We start from the raw sequence: 20,123 nt of genomic DNA on the forward strand, positions 1-20,123 counted from the left end.
TTACTTAGGTTTATCCCGCATGGACGGGGCGCAATCCGTGCCGTGCGACGCCCCAAGCGGCGGGAAAACTACCAAAAGGACCGCTCGGGACGCGCAGCGATGCGCCCCGAGCGGGCAGACGATGCGCTCTTACTTGAGCGTGGCGTACATAATCGCCTTGATGGTGTGCATGCGGTTCTCGGCCTCGTCGAACACCTTGGACTGCGGGGACTCGAAGACGGCGTCCTCGACCTCCATCTCGGTGACGCCGAACTTCTCGGCGATCTCGGCACCAGTGGTGGTGTTGGTGTCGTGGAAGGCCGGCAGGCAGTGCAGGAAGATGGCGGAAGGATCGGCCATGGCCATGAGCTCGGTGGTGACGCGATAGGGCTCGAGCTGCTTGATGCGCTCGGTCCAAACTTCGTCGGGCTCACCCATGGACACCCACACGTCGGTATAGATGACGTGAGCGCCGGTGCAGGCCTCCTTGGGATCCTCGGTAAGGGTAATGGTGCAGCCATTGGCCTCGGCGATCGGCTTGCAGGCGTCGATCACATCGTTGGCGGGCATGCACTCCTTCGGGCCGCAAGCCACGAAGTTCATGCCGAGCTTGGCGCACACGACCATGAGGGAACGAGCGACGTTGTTCTTGGCGTCGCCCATGAAGACGAGGGTCTTGCCCTTGATGTCGTAGTTGAAGTTCTCCTGGACGGTCAGGATGTCGGCGAGCATCTGGGTGGGGTGCCACAGGTCGGTCAGGCCGTTCCACACGGGAACGCCGGACTTGGCGGCGAGCTCCTCGACGTCCTCCTGGTCGAAGCCGCGGAACTCGATGCCGTCATACATGCGGCCGAGGACGCGGGCGGTGTCCTCGATGGACTCCTTCTTGCCCATCTGGGACGAACCGGGGTCGAGGTAGGTGACGCCCATGCCAAGGTCCATACCGCCGACCTCGAAGGCGCAGCGGGTGCGCGTGGAGGTCTTCTGGAACAGCAGGACGATGTTCTTGCCCTCGAGGTAGCGGTGCGGGGTGCCCGTGCGCTTGAGGTCCTTGAAGTTCTTGGAGAGCTTGAGCAGGTACTCGATTTCCTCGGTGGTGAAGTCGAGCAGACGCAGGAAGCTGCGGCCAGAGAGGTTAACGCCCATGTGGGCTCCTTTCACATAGAAGGTAGAGCGAATGCCGCGGATGATACCACGGCGAAGTGCGACGGCGCACCGGAGCCGATGCGCCGTCGAAGCTAGTGCTTAGAGATCCTCGCGCCAGAAGGGCATGCTCATGCAGCGCGGGCCACCACGGCCGCGGGAGAGCTCGGCGGACGGGCAGACCAGAAGCTCCAAGCCCTCCTTGTAGAGCACGTCGTTGGTGACGGTGTTGCGGGCATAGACGCAGATCTTGCCGGGGGCGACAGCCAGCGTGTTGGAGCCGTCGTTCCACTGCTCGCGAGCAGCCGCAATGGGATCGCCGCCGCCGCAGGGAATCAGCTTGATCTGGTCGACGCCGGTGGCGTCCTCGAGGACGTGCTCGAGCGTGTCGACCATTTCCTTGATGTTGACCTCGCCGGGGTTCTTGCCCGGAGTGAGCTCGTACACCTTGAGGGTGCCCATGATCGCCGGGTGGATGGTGAACTTATCCACGTCGATCTGGGTGAAGACGGTGTCGAGGTGCATCATGGCGCGGTTGTTCGGGATGTCGAAGGCGAGGATGCGATCGACCTTGGAATCGCTGTTCCAGAAGATGTTCTGGGCCATGACGTCGATGGCGGCAGCCTGGGTGCGCTGGGAGATGCCGACGGCCAGGGTGTGCTCGTTGATGTTGAGCACGTCGCCACCCTCGGTGTGGTAGGCAGCGTCACGACGGAAGTACAGGGAGACGTCCTTATAATCCGGGTGATACTTGAAGATGTACTTACCGTACAGGGTCTCGCGGTTGCGGGTGACGGAGTACATACGGTTCAGGCAGACGCCGTTGCCAACGACCGCGAACGGGTCGCGGGTGAAGTAGAGGTTCGGCATCGGGTCGATGATGAGATCGGACTCGGACTCGGTGTTGACCATGGAGTCGAGCGTGACGGAGCTCACATGCGGCATCTCGATCTCGGCCTTGGTGAGACCAGCCATGGTCTTCTGGACAAACTCGAGGTTGTCCTTGATGGAATCGAGCTTCTCTCGGACGACGCGGGGCATCTCCTTGCCCTTGATGCCGGCCTCGGCGATGTACTGATCCAGGAACTCCTGGCGAGCGTCGGGGTTGGCATCAAAGACCTCGGCGACGAGCTTCTCGAGATAGAGAACCTCGACACCCTGATCACGAAGAATCTGGGCAAAGGTGTCGTGCTCCTCTTGGGCGACCTCGAGGAACGGGACGTCGTCGAAGAGCAGACGCTCAAGCTCGAACGGCGGCAGATTCAGCAGTTCCTCGCCGGGCCTGTGCAGGCAGACCTTCTTGAGCTGCCCAATCTCACTTGGGACATGCAAGCCTTTCGTCATTGCCTCCTACCTTTCTTATTCTGGGACCGCGCGGCGATCCCGTCTTAAGTCCTTTACGGGACTCCGTTCACACCTACCGTTATATCCAATTTTCGGCTTAATGATACCGTCACCGCCAAACGGTCGTAAAACTGGCGGGAACGGTATATCATCAAAACTCCCGCAGGTCGTTACTTTTATCCAGTAAAGCGTTTTACATGGGAGAATAGCAGCACATGGCATGTGCAAGGCAAGGGATAAATGCCTGAATCTATACCTCAAAGTGAATATTTTTCTACTTGTCCTGCATATTATGAACAAGATTCAAAAGCCTAGTTTACGGTTTGTTAATATGCATTTTAATCAACTATTTATGCAATTGCCTGTGAATTAAAGCCGCTCATGGCATTATTACGACCGTCTACGCGCTTTTTTGTGCACGGGAGTGCCCCGCGCTGTGAGCTAAAACTTACCACCGGCACCACGATTTCCAAAAGCGGGAGCCGACTCCCTGTAAGGGCATCCATCGCACGGCCGAAACCAGCCGCCCATCTCCTGCCCCTTGTGCTTGTACCGTGCCCATGCGCGAACGCGGCATATCGAGCGAGGCGCTTCTAGTATCATGATTTAGATTGCGCGTTTCGCGTATGACGTCCACTCCCGACCGATGGTGGTATCCATGGAACAAGCCATGCCATATTTCCTTGTGGCTGTCGCCGCCTTCCTTGCCACCTACCTATGCGTCCCGCCCGTCAAGCTCCTCGCGCGGAGGCTTGGTGCCATCGACTACCCCTCTAAACGCCGCATCAACACCAAGCCCATCCCACGTTTGGGAGGCCTTGCCATGTTCGCCGGGCTCTGTCTCGCGCTCGTCGTCGAGATTGCGGGAATCAAACTACTCGGATGGCCCCCCATTCTCATTCCCCATCCAAGCATGACGATCAACTACCCCCTGCTGGGCGTCGCGTTTCTCATCATCGTCATTACGGGTGCGGTAGATGACGTGCGTTCGCTCAGCCCTAAGAAAAAGCTGCTCGGCCAGATTGTCGCCGCATGCGTGGCAGCTACCGCGGGCCTGCTCATTGGGAATATCGTCAATCCGTTCATCCCGGGAGCCGAGATCGACCTCGGGTGGTTCGCCTACCCCATCACAGTGATCTACCTCGTGGCGTTCACCAACATCATCAACCTCATCGACGGACTCGACGGACTCGCCGCGGGCATTTCGGGCATCGCCTCGCTTTCCATGTTTTCCTTTGCCGTTCTCGCGGGGCGTCTCGACGCCGCCTCTCTCGCCATCGCGCTCTTTGGTGCGTGTCTCGCCTTCCTGCGCTACAACTTCCATCCCGCATCCATCTTCATGGGCGATTCGGGGTCCTTGCTCTTGGGCTTTGGCCTGGGCACCATCTCGCTGCTCAACGTGAGTCGAACCGCGGCGCTCACCTCGCTCATCATCCCGCTCATCGTCGCAGGCGTTCCCATCCTCGACACCCTCTCCGCCATCGTCCGTCGCAAGCGCGCGCACGTGAGCATTGGTCAGGCGGACAAGGGCCACATCCACCACCGCCTCATCCAAGAGGGGTATGACCAGCGTCAGGCGGTCCTGCTCATCTACGCGTGGTGCCTGTTGCTCTCGCTGGGTGCGGCTCTCATCAACCAGGTTGCCATCGAGGCGCGCATTGCGATCTTCCTTGCGTTGCTCGCCTGTTCTGCGATTTTCGCGGCGCGCCTTCATTTGTTCGAGCCTGTTTTACGGCATCACTACAACCCAAAGACGCAGCAAGACGAAATCGTGACCCCCGAGGATCCGGCGTTCGCCGACGAGGAGCGCGCTGCGGAGGAGCTACACGAAAGCCGGATCGAACGCCTTGAGGAGATGCTGCCCGGAAAGGGCCCAACGCACAGCCACAGCTCATCCGACCACACCGACCAGTAACCTCTTGTCCCCTTCGTGCAAGCGTAGAGCGCGAACGGGATGTGCCATCGATCGAACACGCAAAGGAGACATCATGCCCAACGAGCTCAGCTACGAGGTCAGCCTCGAGCGCAGCAACCAGATCCGCGCCGACCTGCCGCTGCATCCCGAGAAGTACACCATGCTCACCGGCGACCGCCCCACCGGGCGTTTGCACCTCGGCCACTACTTCGGTACGCTCAAGAGCCGCGTGGAGCTGCAGGACATGGGCGTCCACACCAATGTGCTCATCGCCGACTACCAGGTCATCACCGACCGCGACAGCACGGACAACATCCAGGATAACGTCTACAACATGGTCATCGACTACCTCGCCTGCGGCCTGGACCCCGACAAGACCATGATCTACACGCACTCAGCCGTCCCGGCGTGCAATCAGCTCATGCTGCCGTTCCTCTCCCTGGTCTCCGAAGCGCTGCTGCAGCGCAACCCCACGGTCAAGGCCGAGATGGAGGCAAGCGGCCACGAGCTCACGGGGCTGCTCCTCACCTACCCTGTGCACCAGGCATGCGACATCCTCTTCTGCAAGGGCAACGTCGTGCCCGTCGGCCGCGACCAGCTGCCGCACATCGAGCTCACCCGTACCATCGCCCGTAAGTTCAACAACCGCTACGGCCAGGTGTTTCCCGAGGTCGATGCCCTGCTCTCCGATACCCCGCTACTGCCGGGACTCGACGGGCGCAAGATGAGCAAGTCCTACGGCAACGCCATCAACATCTCGATGACCGCCGAGGAAACCGCCAAGCGCATCAAGAAGAGCCAGACCGACGGCGAGCGCATGATCACGTTCGACCCGGAAGGAAGGCCCGGCGTGTCCGGCCTGCTCTCCACTGCCGCCATCTGCACCGGCCGCTCTGAGGTCGAGATCGCGGAGGAGGTCGGCATGGGCGGCTCGGGCCAGCTCAAGAAGTACGTCACCGAGAGCGTGAACGAGTACTTCGCCCCCATCCGTGCCCGCCGCGAGGAGCTCGTCCAGGACATGGACTACGTCAAGGACGTGCTGCGCGAGGGCAACCGCCGCGCCAACGAGGTGGCCGAGGCCACGCTCGCCGAGGTTCGCGAGGCGATGGGCATGGTCTACTAAGACCGCCCAAGCGCGCCGTGCACCGCGGCGTACGATGGCGGTGGCGCACGGGCGCTTCGACCAGCTTATTCTCAAACGGGAGCGCACGGTTTCGCGCTCCCGTTTCTTGTATCCAACGGAAGGATCCCGTATGTACAGACTCGTGGTGAGCGATATGGACGAAACGTTTCTCGACGAGCACCATCGCATCCCCGCAGCGAACGTCCGCGCGCTCGAGCGCATGCATGAGCTGGGCATCCGCTTCGCTCCGTCCTCGGGCCGCCCCTATGCCTCCATCGCGGACAACCTGGCGGCCCTGCCGCCCCATCTGCTCGAAGATCTCTATATCGTTTCGTACAACGGAGGCTTCATCAACCGCTACGGCGATCCCGAGCCGCTCACGCGATGCGGCATCACGCCCCAGGCGGCCGAGGCGCTCTACCACCTGGGGCTCGAGCGCGGCCTCTGCGTTCACATCTATACCGAGGGCGGCGACGTCTACGCCTGCGATGCCCCCGACGGCGAGCATCGCTACCTCGCGAGCCTCTCCTTCGTGCGCTTCTTCGAATCGAACGCCCATCCGACGCTCTCGTTCCTCGCAGGGACGAACGTGGTGAAGGTGATATTCATGAGCGAGGATTTCGACGAGCTCAAACGCGTGGGCGGCGAGCTCGACGGCGTGGCACGCGACCTGGGCTTGGAGACAACCTACTCCTCTGGACGCTACCTCGAGTTCATGCCCGCCGGCGTCGACAAGGGCGCGGGCTTGCGCCGCCTGGCAGCGCTGCTGGAGATTCCGCTCGAGCAATGCGTGGGCGTGGGAGATTCGGCAAACGACCTCGCGATGATCGAAGCGGCGGGCCTGGGCGTGGGCGTCGCCAACGTCACCGATGATGTGCACCCCTTCTGCGATGCCGTGCTGGAGACCACGGGAATGGCGGGCGCGTTCGAGGAGCTGGTCGAGCGGTATCTAGAGCCCGCGGCGAACGAGGCCTGACGCCGTATGCGGGTCCCGGCGAGATCCGTCGCGTGAAGCGGGGCGGACGCCGAGCAAGACGCTAAAGTATGCCATAGTTAACTTGTGGAGACCCTGTGTTCCCCTGACGTTTTGGTTTACCAGGGTTAACTCTTTGCTATAGTACCGCTAACAGCAAAACGGTCGCAGGCGAACTTAGAGAGGCCGGGTTGCTCGAAAATCGCGTCCCCTCCCCTCTGCGCGATTTCAAGGTGTACCTCGACGGGGCCCGTTGCCAATTGCGGCAGCGGGTCCCGTCGTGTTTAGACCTGCGAGGAAGATCGGCGACCGCATGCGGGGGCGCGGGCGATATCATCGAATTCAATGCGCACATCCTGGCGAAAGGAGCACTATGGCGGATACGGGGCGCGAGGGCTTTTTCGAAAGCGTATACGACATGGTCGAGCAAGTGCCCTGCGGCATGGTGGCGACCTATGGGCAGATCGCCGCGCTCGTGGGCGCGCCGCGTCGGGCGCGCTACGTCGGCTACGCCCTGCATGTCAACCCGCGGCCGGGAGCGATTCCCTGCCACCGCATCGTGTTTGCCGACGGCCGCCTCGCCGAGGGATTCGCGTTCGGCGGGCCGGAAGCCCAGCGCGCGCTCCTGGAAGCCGAGGGGATCGCGTTCCTCCCAGACGGGCGCGTCGACCTCGCCGCATGCCGCTGGCCCGCCGGCGTGGCATAACGGCCCTCGGCCGAGGCTTCGAGTTGGGGGACAGGCGCTCGCTTGAGGCCGCCGACGAGCGGTCGGCCCGCCGGCGGTGGGTCTCAAATTAGTGCCTGTCCCCAATTTGAGCGAGGCTTGGTGCGAAAGGGACGCCGGCCCGAAGATCGACGCCCCTGTACGGCGCTTCTACTCGGCGAACTGCGAGTTGTAGAGGTCGGCGTAGAAGCCGCCGGCCGCCAGCAGCTCGTTATGCGTGCCGCTCTCGATGATATCGCCTTCCTTCATCACCAGGATGAGGTCGGCGTTCCTGATCGTGGAGAGGCGGTGCGCGATGACGAAGCTCGTGCGCCCGCGCATGAGCTCGTCCATCGCCTGCTGGATCTTGAGCTCGGTGCGCGTGTCGACGTTGGAGGTCGCCTCATCCAAGATGAGCATCGGCTTGTCGGCGATCATCGCGCGCGCGATCGTCATCTGCTGCTTCTGTCCCTGGGAGAGGTTGACCTGGTCGTTGAGCACGGTGTCGTAGCCGTGCGGCAGCGAGCGGATGAAGTGGTCGAGACCCACGGCCCGGCAGGCGCGCTGCATATCCTCGTCGCTCACCCCCTCGTCGCAGTAGACGAGATTCTCGCGGATCGTGCCCTCGAAAAGCCAGGTATCCTGCAGCACCATGCAGAACAGCGCATGCACGTCCTCGCGGCGCATCTCGCTGGTCGGCACGCCGTCGATGCGAATCTGCCCGCCGTCGATCTCGAAGAAGCGCATGAGAAGGTTGACCATGGTGGTCTTGCCCGCGCCCGTGGGGCCCACGATGGCGACCTTCTGCCCGGGCAGGGCGTGCGCCGAGAAATCCTTGATGACCGGCTTGTCGGAGCCGGCGTAGGTGAAGCGCACGTGGTCGAACTCCACCTCGCCGCGCACGTCGCGCGCGTGGCGCACCGGCTTGGCGGACTCGTCGGCCATCTCGGGGGCCTCGAGGAACTCGAACACACGCGTGCCCGCGGCACCCGCCGACTGCAGCGCCTGCACGCCCTGGGCGATCTGCGAGAGCGGCTGGGTAAAGTAGCGCACGTAGAGCATGAAGGCGACGATCACGCCGAAGCCGATCTGGCCGTCGAGCGCCAGCGCGCCGCCCACCACGCACACGGCGACGTAGCCGAAGTTGCCGATGAACATCATGATGGGCATCATGAGACCCGACAGGCACTGCGCGCGGAAGCCCGCGCTCACGAGCTCGCCGTTCATGCGGTCGAACTCGGCGCGCACGCGGTCCTCGGCGTTGTAGGCCGCGATGACCGAATGGCCGGTGTAGGACTCCTCGATATGGCCGGACAGGGCGCCCAGCGCGGACTGCTGGCGCAGGAAGTACTTCTGGCTGCGGTCCATGATGCCCATCATGAGCGCGAAGCCCAGCAGGCTGGCGCCCACGGCGGCCAGCGTCATCCAGCCGTTGGTGGTGATCATCATGAAGAGGCTGCCGAAGAAGAGGACCACGGCGGAGAGCAGGGAGCCCACGCTCTGGTTGAGCGACTGCCCGAGCATGTCGACGTCGTTGGTGATGCGGGAGAGGATGTCGCCGGTGGGGACCGCGTTGAAGTACGACATGGGCAGACGGTTGATCTTCGCCGAGATGTCGGCGCGCATGCTGCGCCCGATGCGCTGCGTCACCGTCGTCATGATCCATCCCTGGACCACCGTGAGGATGTAACTCGCCGCGTAGAAGGACACGAGGGTGAGCGAGATGCGGGCGAGGAGGTCCATGTCGATGCCGGGCTCGACCAGGCTCTTCACCGAAGCAGGCAGCTCGTCGAGCGCAGCCATGGCTGCCTCGGTATCGTCCATATCGAGGTTGGCGAAGATATCGAGCAGCTTCCGCTGATCGGCGCCCGTGATGGTCACGCCGTCGACCTCGACGTCGGTGAGCAGGGCCTCGCGCGCCTCCGCCGGCATGCTGGCGAGGTCGTCCAGGGAGGGAGCGGCCGGGGCCTCAGCGCTCGACGCCGTCGGCGCCGCCTCGCCTACGGTCGCGGCTGCACCGGCGGCGTCGCTTGTGCCCGTACCCGCGGCAGCCATGGCGGCAGCGTCGCCCGCGGTCGCGGCAGCCATGGCGGCTGCGTCGCCCGTGCTCGCAGGGGCGCCGGCGGCAGCCAACGTGGCGGCCTGCTGGCGCGCCATCGCCTCGGCGTTCGCCTCGATATTGCCCGTGACGACCTCGACGACCTGCTCGAGCTTATCGGTATCGGGTGCGATACCGTCTTGCACCGCATCAGTGATGTCGGAGAGCATGTTGGGGCCGAGCAACGTGAGCACCGTGCCGACCATCGCGCAGACGAGCGCCACCGCTACGGCGGGAACGAAGCGACGGCAGTACTTCAACAATTTGCCCCAGGTCCCGCGATCGATGCGCTGCCCCGCAGCGCCGCGCCCGCCGTGGCCCATCGGACCGCGCGGCGCAGACGAACCATGCATGCCTGCCATCTACATCAACTCCTCTTCACTCAGCTGGGACAGGGCGATCTGCTGATAGGTCTCGCAATCGCGCATCAGCTCCGCATGGGTGCCCTGCCCCACCACGCGCCCGTCCTCCAGCACGATGATGCGGTCCGCATCGCGTATGGTGCCGATGCGCTGGGCGACGATGATGCGCGTTGTTTCCGCGCATTCGCGGGCGAGCGCGTCGCGCAGCACGCGGTCGGTCTTGTAATCGAGCGCCGAGAAGCTGTCATCGAAGATCAGGATCTCCGGCTTGCGGGCGATCGCGCGCGCGATGGACAGGCGCTGACGCTGACCGCCGGACAGGTTCGCACCGCCCTGTGCGACCTGCGCATGGTAGGCGCCCTCCATCTTCTCCACGAACTCGGCCGCCTGGGCGATGTCGACGGCATCGGCCACGTCCGTCTCGGTCACCGGGCCGCGCCCGTTGTCGCCGTACGCGACGTTCGTGCTCACCGTGCCGCCGAACAGCGTCGCCTTCTGCGACACGTAGCCGATCTTGTTGCGCAGCGCGCGCACGGAATAGTCGCGCACGTCGACGCCGTCCACCAGCACCTGGCCCCAGGTGGCGTCGTAGAAGCGCGGGATGAGGTTGATGACCGTCGACTTGCCCGAGCCCGTGGAACCGATGAGAGCGACCGTCTCGCCGCGGTGCGCGGTGAAGGAGACATGCCGCAGCATGCTGCCCTCGGCGTCCGGATAGCGGAAGGTCACGTCGCGGAACTCGATCTCGCCCGCGCGGCCGGGCTCGCCCTCGGCGCGGCCGCCGTCCTTGATGGACGCCTCGGTGTCGAGCACCTCGTTGATGCGGCCCGCGGCGACCTGCGCGCGCGGCAGGATCATGAAAATCATCACGAGCATCATGAACGCCATGACCACCTGGATGGCGTACTGGGAGAACACCATCATGTCGGAGAACAGCGAGATCTTGCCCGCCATCGCCGACGCGCTGATGAGCACCGCGCCGATCCAGTAGATGGCGAGCGACAGGCCGCTCATCGTCGCCTGGATGGTGGGCATGAGGAAGACCATGGTGCGGTATCCCACGAGCTGGTTGCTCGTGAGCGTATCGTTTACGGCGTCGAAGCGGTCCTGCTGGTAGTCTTCGGCGTTGTACGCGCGCACGACCGAGAGACCCGACAGGTTCTCGCGCGAGACGCGATTGAGGTCGTCGGTCAGGCGCTGCATGCGGCGAAAGCGCGGCGTCGCGATGAGGAGGCACACGGCGACGACCGCCAAGAGCACCACGATGGACACGGCCGTCGCCGCCGTCCACTCCCAGCGCTTGCCGGCGATCTTGGTGATCGCCCATGCCGCTGTGATCGGCGCCTTGATGAGCATCTGCAGACCCATGACGATCAACGTTTGCACCTGCATCACGTCGTTCGTGGAACGCGTGATGAGGCTGGGTGTCGAAAAGCGCCCGATCTCCTCCATGGAGAAGGACTGCACCTTGCCGAAAAGCTTGGCGCGCACGGTGCCGCCGAACCCGGTTGCGATACGCGCCGCGCATACGGCGGTGGCGACCGACGCCAGCAAGCTGCCCAGGGAGCATGACAGCATCTTGCCGCCCGCTGCGAGAATCTGCGGCATGGTCGAGCCTTCGACCTGCACGAGCCGCGTGATCTCGGCCATGTACTCGGGGGATTTGAGGTCGAGCCAGACCTGGACGACGATGAACGCCAGCGCCAGGGCAGCAAGCCCCCATTCCCGTTTCGTTAGGTTTCGGAATAACTTAAGCAACGATCTCTCCTTATCTAACCCCATGAGGTTTATAGCCATAGCGATGCCCGGACACGGGCGCAAAACACGCTTCAATCAATAGAGCGTGCTTGGCGCGCTCGCCGGCAGCCTGTATGGACATCGAAAACTTCTAGAAACATCGCCGGTGAACGAGCGCTGCGGCGCCTACAACTGTATCGAAGGCGGATGCAAGCGCGTGCGGATCTCATATGCCGTGAGGAAGAACTCGCGCAGACGCTCCTCGCCCAACTCATCGATGAGCAGAGCAACTTGGCCGCGCACGTCGTCGCGAAACGCGCAGACCCGGGCAACGCCTTCTTCAGTAAGCTCGACCTCCGTGACCCGCGCATCGCCCTCGCTCCTGCGTCGAGAAACCAGGCCCTTCGACTCCAAGCGCTTAAGCAGTGCCGCGACACGCGCGGTCGATACTTCGAGACGCTCGGCGATAGCGCCCGCCGTGACAACGGCACCCTCCGCGCGAGCCTCGGCGAGCATGCGCAGGGTGCCGCCGATGCCCGCATTCGCCTCATCCATGCAGCGAAACGCCTCCGACGAGTGAACGCGTTCAGCGAGTCGAATCATTTCTGTCACCTGATCTGCGGTTGCCATACCGAGCCCTCCTAGGCGCCATGTGACCTTTCACCAGCATGCTAAAAGTTCGACTCATTATTACCTAATGCCATTGTCTATTTTCATTTAGTGCAAAACCGACGAACGCTTCACATCGCCGTCATAACCCCCGTTTTGCCGCCTAGAGCGACAGCTGGCCCATCCTGTGCCGGAGTGTACGAATGCTCGACAAGAAATGTATAGATTTGCAACTGCTATGCATATAGTTAGACGACAGCTGTAGCTTTTCTTGAATCTAGCGGCAGCATGGCAATTCTGCTGGCACAAAATGCAATAAATGAGTCTGCTAACACCTATTAGATACACTCAATTCGAGGGCTCACAACGCAATTCGCTGCCCCCTCGTCGCCAACTGCAGTCACCGTATCGCCTGCACCCTCATCGTACCTGGGGTTTCTTTGAGATTGTTTTTATACATGGCAAGTCTCGGCGGGGCAAAAGACTCATTTTTGACATTTAGTGCCAGCAGCCTTCAAGCGAGGTGCCGCAGGGTCGTCTCCAGGCGTCTAACCGATCGCCTCGAGCGCCGCGCCGGCGCGATCCGCCGCGCCCCTCTTCCCCGTACCGCTCCTAAACCAGTCGCGCAGGTCTTCGAGGGTGCTCCCGGCAGCGTAGACCTTGAACTTGCGGCCGTCCACGGCCGTGACCGCGCAGCGGTCCCCACTCTCGCTCCCCTCGTGCGCAGCGACCTTCTTAAGGTAGTCGCGGCGAAACGCCACGATGCGGGCGTTGCTGATCTCGATGAACCAGTCGTCGTCGACGAGCGAGGTGCCCGTCGCCCCATGACTCGCCATCTCGTCGGCGAAGACGAAACCGAGCTCGCGCTCCTGCCTTCCGATCTCGAGGATGCCGCGGGCCGGCATGCTGAGCATGAATAGCGGCAACGCGACCCCTATGAACAGGAACAGGAACGGGACGAGCACGAGCAGGCGCATGCCCTCGTCAGTGAAAAACGCCATGAACGCGATCACGAGCGAAAAGACGAGCGCCATGCCGTTGAACACGATCGTGAGCGGCTTGATGGCCGCCCAGCACAAGCGCGCCTTGGTGATGGGAGCCTCGACGGCATCGGAGATCTCGATACCCTCCTCCTCGAGACGCGCGATCAAGTTGAGCGAGCACACGCCCTCGAGGCTGATCGAGCAGAACTTCCGCTCGCCCTCATACAGGTCGATCCCCATCATCTGCGCATGCAGGGTCGCTCGGGTGATGTTGGAGAAAGTCGTCTCCCTGCGCGCGCCGAAAACGTTGCGCGACGCGATCCGGTCGCCGTCGACATCGAGGCGCGGGATGCTCAGCAGGGCCCATATGGACATGCCGGCGAGCGCCATGGCGTGGCCGAACCACACGAGCTCGTGGTCCCACTCTCCCAGCGAGACGCCCTGCCATACATAGACGGCGAGCATGAGCAGCTCGAATGCGACCGCGCAGCAGGCAAGGATCACCCGGATGGCGGCGGGCATGCGGACGGTAAAGCAATCGAGGCTGTCCGTCGCCTCGCTGCGCTCGCGCGCGCCGCGGCGGGCGACCCATGCGATGAGCGGGCCGACGATGAACACGGTCATCGCGACGCGCAGAATAGATTCGAGCAGATTACTCATAGGGGCCACCGCCTCAGACGCGAAATAACCGACTGCGGGAAACTCTACCAGAACGATGGGATGCGCGCATCGTAAGGGGCCGCGTATCGGCAAGCGGCGGCATCGCAATCGCCCGGCGAGCAGATGATGGTCGACGCCGGGCTAGACGAACCAAGCAAAAGGGCGGCCGACGGTGCCCTTGCAGGTGCACCGTCGGCCGCCCTTCACGTCGCAGCGTCCCCACGCGAGCCGTCCGAAACGAAACGCGCTCCGCCGAAGCGCTACCCGATCTTCCTGATGCTCGGGATCGCCCAGGTGATTCCCGCGAGAATCATCATCGCAGCACCGATGAGCACGAAGCACACGCTCACGCCGATGGCGTCCGCGAACAAGGTCGACGCGACGAGCCCCACGGGCATGGCCCAGCTGCAGACCGCCCCGTACAGGCCGAAGACGCGGCCCATGCACTCGGGGTCGACGCGTTCCTGCATGAGCGCCATCTGCGGCGCACTGTAGAGCGGACTCGACACGCCCATCGCGAACGTGAGGCCCAAGAAAACGACGAGTGCCGAAGGGGGCACGAGGCCGCCCGCGAGCGTAACCGCGCCGAAAAGGGCGATCGCGAGCGTGCACGAGAGCGAACGGTTCTTGAGGCCGCCTGTCGCCCCGATCCAGCCGCTCGCCGCGATCATGCCGACCGAGAACGCTATCTCGGCGATGGCCGACTGCGTTGTAGTGCCCCCGAAATGGTCGAACACCATAAGCGGGAACAGCGCGGATATGGGCGAGAACAGCACCGAGAACGCGAAGCCGATCCAGAGCATGGCGAACAGGCCGCGATGGCGCTTGAGCTCGCGGTAGCCGTCTGCCGTCTCCGATAGGAAGGCCCGCACCGCATGACGCGACGCCTCGGCGTTCTCCTCGGGCGTGCGACGCTCGGGCGCCGGCGTCTTGATGCCGGAGGCCGCCACCGCGATGCTCGCGAGCACCGCGCCGGCGACGTCGAGAGCGATCATGAAGGTCAGGCCGAACGCCGGGTAAATCACCGCGGCGATGGCGTTGCCGATAATGTAGCTGCCCGACTGCATGAACTGCAGCATGCCCGCCAGCTTGCCGAGCGCCTCGGGCGGGGCGATGAGCGGCGTGAGCGCGTTGAACGCGGGCGTGTGGAGCGTGCTGCCCAGCGCACGGACGAACAGCACCGCCGCCACGGCGGCGACGGAAAGGTCGCCCCGAAGCGAGCCGAAGACGAGCGTGAGGCTCACGGCTGCGATGAAGAGGTCGGCGCCGATCATGAGACGCTTGATGGACGTGCGGTCCACGATGGTGCCCGCGAAGGCGCCGAGGAGCGCCATGGGCAAGAAGGCCGCCAGACTCACGAACGACAGGGCGCTCGCGGAGCCGGTGGTGAGAGTGACGTGCCAGATGAGGCCCATCTGCAAGATGGAGCTCGTGAGCACGGAGAAGAACTCGCCGATCCAGACGATGGCGAGCGAGCGCTTCCAAGAAGCGCGGGGATTCGGTTGTGTCATGGAATAATCCTTTGATGCGATCGGTGGTATGCAGCGAAGTACCGGTCGCTCACGCGACCGTGGCTAGAGCCAAATCCTCATGGAAGCAAGCATGGTGCAGCTCCCCTTTCCAAATCTAGAAGTAAACCTTCAGCCGTGAGTGGAGCTATTATAGGGACTTGCGAGCCAAGATGCAACAGGAAGACCTCTACGGAGCGTAGATGCCGGGCGCCCCGAACCACTTATGCCATGAGAGACGGCATCCGATTCTCCTTGACTTGGTCTCAATGTGATATCACAATGCAATCAGCAGTCGCACGAACTGCTCGGGGACTCGCCTCCTCCCCATCGCAATCTGGAGCGCGGCGCCGGGGCCGTCACGCAAACGCCGGCGCAGTCGTGAAAGGAACTCACATGAGCGTGGAAAAGCAACTCAAGGCCAAATCGGGCTACGGCATGCTCTCCGTCGTCATCGTGGCGCTCGTCGCCATCGTCGGCCTCTTCATATGGAGCGTCACGGGGCTAGCCGGCACGCCCGATGGCGTCGACGCGCCGGCCGCCTGCGGCTGGGGCCTCGGGCTCAGCATCGCGGCGTTCTGCTTCTGGTTCCTGCCGCTGAACGGCTTCTTCTCGCTGCAGCCCGGCCAGGCGCGCGTGTGCATCCTCTTCGGCAAGTACGTGGGCACCGTGCGCGACGAGGGCTTCTTCTGGGCGAACCCGTTCTACAGCAAGAGCATGGGCGGCTCCGCCGGCATCGTCGAGATGCTCGAGCTCGAGATGAGCGACTCCAAGGCCGCCAAGGCCGCCGCCCAGAAGGCCGCAAAGGGCAACCCCTGCACCATCTCCACCCGCGTGCGCACCCTGAACGGCGAGCGCCTGAAGGTCAACGACAAGATGGGCAACCCCATCGAGATCGCGACTGTCGTGGTGTGGCACGTGGCCGACACCGCCAAGGCCCTGTTCGACGTGGACGACTACCAGAGCTACGTGGCCATGCAGGCCGAGACGGCGCTGCGCCACGTGGCGAGCGTATACACCTACGACCACTTGGAGGACGAGTCCGACGCCTCCGGCGCCATCACGCTGCGCGCCAACGTCGAGGAGGTCTCCGAGGCCCTGCGTCGCGAGCTGGCCGCGCGCTTGGCGCCCGCCGGCGTGGAGGTGGACGACGCCCGCCTCACGCACCTCGCCCACTCCCCCGAGATCGCCCAGGCGATGCTGCGCCGTCAGCAGGCGGAAGCCGTCATCGCCGCGCGCAAGAAGATCGTCGAGGGCGCGGTCTCCATGGTCGACATGGCCGTGAAGGAGATGGCCGCCGGCGGCACCATCGAGCTGGACGACGAGCGAAAGGCAAACATGGCCAGCAACCTCATGGTGGTCCTGTGCGGCGAGTCCGAGGCGCACCCGGTCCTCAATGCCGGCACCCTGTACTAATATCTACGCGCATGTACGCCTTTTCCAGGGGCTGCAGATTGGGGCGAAAGAGGAGGGTGCACGCCTGGCGTGCGGCGCCCGACGATTGAGCCCCAAGATGCGGTGCCCGGGAAAGGCGCTGGGATAGAGACGATAGGAACATGGCACGCAAGCAATACCCCCTCCGCATAGACCCCGCCATATGGGAGGCCGTCCAACGCTGGGCGGACGATGATATGCGCAGCGCCAACGGCCAGGTGGAGTGGATCTTGCGCGACGCCCTCAAACGCGCGGGAAGGCTGCCGAAAAAGGAAGACGTGCAAAGGGCCAATGAGCACGCGCGCACCCCGTGATGGGAAGGCGCACCGAGAAGGATACCGAAGGAGGGCACATGACCGAATCCGGACAAGACGGCTTCTTCGACCGCGTGTACGAGATGGTGGCGCAGGTCCCCGCCGGCATGGTGGCGACCTATGGTCAGATCGCGAAGCTCGTGGGCGAGCCGCGCAAGGCGCGATACGTGGGTTTTGCCCTGCACGTCAACCCCCGGCCGGGCATCATCCCCTGCCATCGCATCGTGTTCGCGGATGGGCGCCTGTGCGAGGGCTTTGCCTTTGGCGGGCCCGAGGCGCAACATGAAATGCTCGCGGGCGAGGGCGTGTCCTTTTTGCCGGACGGGCGCGTCGACCTCGCGCGTCATCGCTGGCCCGCGGGCACGGAATAGCCTCTGCGCAGCATCCACGAAACCTCCGCACCGCGCCCGCAAAGAGTCTTTGCAGCACATCACGCGAACATGGCGCGAAATGCAGCGCAGAAAGGCCGGAAAAGGACGGACGCCCCTTCTGCTCTTCTTGACATTCCGCTGGCTTGTACCATAATCCTCGATTGTTAGATATTCTTCTAATTGTTCCTCTAGCAAAGGAGACATAATGGACATCCTGTCGGTCCGCGGTTTCCAAAAGCGCTATGGCGACAAGATCGCCGTGCGCGACCTCTCGCTCACCGTGGAGGCGGGCGACATCTACGGGTTCATCGGCCATAACGGAGCCGGCAAAACCACGCTCATCCGCTCGATTGTGGGCGCGCAGGCCTTCGACGGAGGTGCCATCGAGGTCTGCGGGCACGACATCGCGCGTGAGCCCATCGCAGCCAAGCGCGTGCTCGCCTATGTGCCCGACAACCCCGACATCTACGAGTTCATGACCGGCATGCAGTATCTCACCTACCTGGCGGACATCTACGAGGTGCCTGCGCAGAATCGCATGGAGCGCATCGAGGGGCTGGCACGTCGGCTCGATATCGTCGACGCGCTCGGCGACCCCATCTCCTCCTACTCGCACGGCATGAGGCAAAAGCTCGTCATCATCGGGGCGCTCGTCCACGACCCGCGCCTGCTCGTGCTCGATGAGCCCTTTGTGGGCCTCGACCCCGTCGCCTCACACGAACTCAAGCTGATCTTGCGCGAGCGCGCGGACGCGGGCGCCGCGGTGTTCTTCTCCTCGCACGTGCTCGAGGTGGTTGAGAAGCTCTGCAACAAGCTGACGATCATCCGTGCGGGCGAGGTGCTCGCACAGGGCGCCACCGAACAGGTGCGCGGTGACGACACGCTCGAAGACGTGTTCCTCGATCTAGTGGAACGGGAGGCGTAACGACCCATGCGCGCTTTTCTCCTGCTCACGCGCGTCCAGGTGCTCGGGCTCGTCAACTCACTCGCACCGGTGCGCAGCGGGCTTTCGCGAAGCCAGCGACGCGGGCGCATCGCCCTCATCGCATGCGGGTTCGCCCTGCTCGCGATCATCATGATGGGGTACCTGGCCATCATGGCGTTTGGCCTTGCAGTTCTGGGGCTCGCGCGGGTGCTTCCCGCCCTCGCCGTCGCCCTGGGCTCGCTTGCGGGCGTGGTGTTCACGTTCCTCAAGGCAAACGGGACGCTCTTTGGATTCAAAGACTACGACCTCGTCATGTCCCTCCCCGTCTCGCGCCGCGCGCTGGTTGCGTCGCGCATGGCGGCGCTAATGGGAAGCTCAATTACCTTGGCGTTCTGCGCCATGCTTCCCCTCTATGCCGTGTACTTCATCTCAGTGCCGCCAAGGGCGCTCTCCGTTTTCGCTGCCGTCGCGTCGATGGTGCTAGCACCGCTGGCTCCCACCGCCCTCGCCACCCTCGCGGCATACGCCGTGACATGGGTCGCCGCGCGCTTTCGCCACGCCAACCTCGCGTTCGTCGCCCTCGGCTTCATCGCGCTGCTGGCGTTTTTCGGGGGATCGGCCTCGTTTTCCGCAAGCGTGAACAGCCAAAATAGCGCCGAGGTCCTACAGGGGCTCGGCCAGATGGGCACCATGCTCGAAGGAACCGTCTGCGCGCTCTACCCGCCCGCGGCTTGGGCGGGCTCGGCGATTACCGAGGGCTCGCTTGCCGGGCTCATCGAATTCACCGCGTTCTCGCTGGGCGTCGCCGGCACATGCCTCGAGGTCATGCAGCAGCGTTACCTCGCGCTCAACGCCTCACTCGCCGCGCGCAAACTCAAGACGCGCTCCGGGCGGACGGCCACAGGCGAGCAGGCGCCCATGGGCGGCGCGGCACGCACGCGCACGCCGTTTTGGACGATCGTCCACAAGGAGCTGCGCACGCTCATCGGCATCCCCACCTATGCGTTCAACTGCCTGTTCGGCTATGTCTTTACCATCGGCATCGCCGTGTTCCTGGGTGTGACCGGGCTGCAGGACTTCGTCGCCTCGGGGTCGATCAACGGGATCGAGGTGAATGCCGAGCAGGCCGCCGAGATGATCGGCAACATCCGCCTGATCCTGCCGTGGGCGTTCTCGTTTTGCGGCATCATGTGCACGAGCTCCGTCGTGTCCATCTCGATCGAGGGACGCGCGGCATGGCTCATGGCGACGGCCCCCGTGAGCACGCGCACCATGCTGGGGGCAAAGCTCGCGAGCAGCGCGATTCCCTTTGGCGCCTCACTCGCAGTCGCCGTGGCAATCTTGTTCGCGAGCGGCGAAGCAACTCCCCTGATGGCCCTCGAATGCCTGCTGGTGGGGCTGGGTGCTTTCGCGCTCTGGGTATGCCTGGGCATGTCGGTCGATGTGCGGCGCCCCAATTTGAGTTGGATGAACCCGCAGGATGTGGTCAAGCGCGGAGCACCGATGAACACGTGCATCCTAGGCGGGCTCGTCTACACGTTCTTGGCGGGCGCCCTCGTGTTCGCCGCATCGCTCTCGCTTGGGCTGGTCATCGGCCACGTGGCGAACGTCGCGCTCGGCATCGCCTCGCTTTGTCTGGGAGCACTCATCTTCCACCACACCGTGACGTCAACGCCCGCACTGCGCGCGTAGGCGCAGATCCGGTGCAAAACTTTCGGATGTGTACACTTCGTTCTCATAGCGCGGAGTGGCGGCCGCCTCCGCCCGGCAAAACCGCAGGATTTCGTCGGGCGAAATGTCCACCTACTCGACCAGTCGGACCCGAAGCGTGCACATCCGGAAAAATGACCCCGCCCCGCCCCTAGCCCCCCCCCGTTGTGGGGGGCCGTCCCCCAATCGAGGTCAGCGGTGCCAAGAGCCACCGCCCCCCAGGGCTGTCGTG

15 protein-coding genes are annotated in these 20,123 nt (G+C 63.7%); 8 read left to right on the top strand and 7 right to left on the bottom strand.

Translation table 11 applies throughout. The features are described from left to right. Window positions 1–129 precede the first annotated feature (129 nt). Window positions 130–1,125, bottom strand: coding sequence for an ornithine carbamoyltransferase (gene argF, locus ACT8II_RS07240; protein WP_118654170.1), 996 nt, complete (start codon window positions 1,123–1,125; stop codon window positions 130–132). Window positions 1,126–1,224: 99 nt separating this feature from the next. Continuing rightward, window positions 1,225–2,466: an arginine deiminase gene (gene arcA, locus ACT8II_RS07245; protein WP_118654171.1), complete on the bottom strand. Its 1,242-nt coding sequence runs from the start codon at window positions 2,464–2,466 to the stop codon at window positions 1,225–1,227. Window positions 2,467–3,124: 658 nt separating this feature from the next. Here arcA and ACT8II_RS07250 point away from each other — a divergent pair. The 4 genes from ACT8II_RS07250 to ACT8II_RS07265 all read left to right on the top strand — a co-directional run bounded on the left by ACT8II_RS07250 (window position 3,125) and on the right by ACT8II_RS07265 (window position 7,183). Continuing rightward, window positions 3,125–4,381, top strand: coding sequence for a glycosyltransferase family 4 protein (locus tag ACT8II_RS07250; protein WP_118654172.1), 1,257 nt, complete (start codon window positions 3,125–3,127; stop codon window positions 4,379–4,381). Between the two features lie 73 nt (window positions 4,382–4,454). Then, window positions 4,455–5,504 (top strand): tryptophan--tRNA ligase, encoded by a 1,050-nt coding sequence (gene trpS, locus ACT8II_RS07255; protein ID WP_443813515.1) that lies wholly within the window; start codon window positions 4,455–4,457, stop codon window positions 5,502–5,504. 130 nt (window positions 5,505–5,634) lie between these two features. Next, window positions 5,635–6,480, top strand: coding sequence for an HAD family hydrolase (locus ACT8II_RS07260; protein ID WP_443813517.1), 846 nt, complete (start codon window positions 5,635–5,637; stop codon window positions 6,478–6,480). A 370-nt stretch (window positions 6,481–6,850) separates the two neighbouring features. After that, window positions 6,851–7,183, top strand: a complete 333-nt coding sequence (locus ACT8II_RS07265; RefSeq protein WP_443813519.1) for an MGMT family protein — start codon at window positions 6,851–6,853, stop codon at window positions 7,181–7,183. A 168-nt stretch (window positions 7,184–7,351) separates the two neighbouring features. Here ACT8II_RS07265 and ACT8II_RS07270 read toward each other — a convergent pair whose 3' ends face one another. The 5 genes from ACT8II_RS07270 to ACT8II_RS07290 all read right to left on the bottom strand — a co-directional run bounded on the left by ACT8II_RS07270 (window position 7,352) and on the right by ACT8II_RS07290 (window position 15,140). Continuing rightward, the gene (locus ACT8II_RS07270; protein ID WP_443813520.1) at window positions 7,352–9,640 is read right to left on the bottom strand and encodes an ABC transporter ATP-binding protein; all 2,289 of its coding nucleotides are present in this window, start codon (window positions 9,638–9,640) and stop codon (window positions 7,352–7,354) included. Next, window positions 9,641–11,398 carry an ABC transporter ATP-binding protein gene (locus tag ACT8II_RS07275; RefSeq protein WP_443813522.1) on the bottom strand — a complete coding sequence of 586 codons (1,758 nt, stop codon included), beginning with the start codon at window positions 11,396–11,398 and terminating at the stop codon, window positions 9,641–9,643. It abuts the gene before it with no gap. A 165-nt stretch (window positions 11,399–11,563) separates the two neighbouring features. Next, window positions 11,564–12,007: a MarR family transcriptional regulator gene (locus ACT8II_RS07280; protein ID WP_443813524.1), complete on the bottom strand. Its 444-nt coding sequence runs from the start codon at window positions 12,005–12,007 to the stop codon at window positions 11,564–11,566. Between the two features lie 527 nt (window positions 12,008–12,534). Further along, window positions 12,535–13,629 (bottom strand): hypothetical protein, encoded by a 1,095-nt coding sequence (locus tag ACT8II_RS07285; protein WP_443813525.1) that lies wholly within the window; start codon window positions 13,627–13,629, stop codon window positions 12,535–12,537. 260 nt (window positions 13,630–13,889) lie between these two features. Then, complete coding sequence (locus ACT8II_RS07290) at window positions 13,890–15,140, bottom strand: MFS transporter (protein ID WP_443813527.1); 1,251 nt, start codon at window positions 15,138–15,140, stop codon at window positions 13,890–13,892. A gap of 393 nt (window positions 15,141–15,533) precedes the next feature. Here ACT8II_RS07290 and ACT8II_RS07295 point away from each other — a divergent pair, with 393 nt between their 5' ends. The 4 genes from ACT8II_RS07295 (at window position 15,534) to ACT8II_RS07310 (ending at window position 19,873) form a co-directional block, all read left to right on the top strand. Continuing rightward, a complete protein-coding gene (locus tag ACT8II_RS07295) occupies window positions 15,534–16,553 on the top strand; it encodes an SPFH domain-containing protein (protein ID WP_443813529.1) in 1,020 nt (339 codons plus the stop codon). Between the two features lie 370 nt (window positions 16,554–16,923). Continuing rightward, complete coding sequence (locus ACT8II_RS07300) at window positions 16,924–17,256, top strand: MGMT family protein (RefSeq protein WP_302741565.1); 333 nt, start codon at window positions 16,924–16,926, stop codon at window positions 17,254–17,256. Between the two features lie 205 nt (window positions 17,257–17,461). After that, a complete protein-coding gene (locus tag ACT8II_RS07305; RefSeq protein WP_302741567.1) occupies window positions 17,462–18,181 on the top strand; it encodes an ABC transporter ATP-binding protein in 720 nt (239 codons plus the stop codon). A 6-nt stretch (window positions 18,182–18,187) separates the two neighbouring features. Beyond that, window positions 18,188–19,873, top strand: coding sequence for a hypothetical protein (locus ACT8II_RS07310; protein WP_304292465.1), 1,686 nt, complete (start codon window positions 18,188–18,190; stop codon window positions 19,871–19,873). Window positions 19,874–20,123 lie beyond the last annotated feature (250 nt).

Origin of the sequence: Collinsella sp. (genome assembly GCF_052346665.1) — a bacterium.
GTDB lineage: Bacteria > Actinomycetota > Coriobacteriia > Coriobacteriales > Coriobacteriaceae > Collinsella.

Bases quoted from the DNA above. Each gene is read 5' to 3' on its own strand.
- argF (WP_118654170.1), bottom strand. From the start codon at position 1,125: ATGGGCGTTAACCTCTCTGGCCGCAGCTTCCTGCGTCTGCTCGACTTC.
- arcA (WP_118654171.1), bottom strand. From the start codon at position 2,466: ATGACGAAAGGCTTGCATGTCCCAAGTGAGATTGGGCAGCTCAAGAAG.
- ACT8II_RS07250 (WP_118654172.1), top strand. From the start codon at position 3,125: ATGGAACAAGCCATGCCATATTTCCTTGTGGCTGTCGCCGCCTTCCTT.
- trpS (WP_443813515.1), top strand. From the start codon at position 4,455: ATGCCCAACGAGCTCAGCTACGAGGTCAGCCTCGAGCGCAGCAACCAG.
- ACT8II_RS07260 (WP_443813517.1), top strand. From the start codon at position 5,635: ATGTACAGACTCGTGGTGAGCGATATGGACGAAACGTTTCTCGACGAG.
- ACT8II_RS07265 (WP_443813519.1), top strand. From the start codon at position 6,851: ATGGCGGATACGGGGCGCGAGGGCTTTTTCGAAAGCGTATACGACATG.
- ACT8II_RS07270 (WP_443813520.1), bottom strand. From the start codon at position 9,640: ATGGCAGGCATGCATGGTTCGTCTGCGCCGCGCGGTCCGATGGGCCAC.
- ACT8II_RS07280 (WP_443813524.1), bottom strand. From the start codon at position 12,007: ATGGCAACCGCAGATCAGGTGACAGAAATGATTCGACTCGCTGAACGC.
- ACT8II_RS07285 (WP_443813525.1), bottom strand. From the start codon at position 13,629: ATGAGTAATCTGCTCGAATCTATTCTGCGCGTCGCGATGACCGTGTTC.
- ACT8II_RS07290 (WP_443813527.1), bottom strand. From the start codon at position 15,140: ATGACACAACCGAATCCCCGCGCTTCTTGGAAGCGCTCGCTCGCCATC.
- ACT8II_RS07295 (WP_443813529.1), top strand. From the start codon at position 15,534: ATGAGCGTGGAAAAGCAACTCAAGGCCAAATCGGGCTACGGCATGCTC.
- ACT8II_RS07300 (WP_302741565.1), top strand. From the start codon at position 16,924: ATGACCGAATCCGGACAAGACGGCTTCTTCGACCGCGTGTACGAGATG.
- ACT8II_RS07305 (WP_302741567.1), top strand. From the start codon at position 17,462: ATGGACATCCTGTCGGTCCGCGGTTTCCAAAAGCGCTATGGCGACAAG.
- ACT8II_RS07310 (WP_304292465.1), top strand. From the start codon at position 18,188: ATGCGCGCTTTTCTCCTGCTCACGCGCGTCCAGGTGCTCGGGCTCGTC.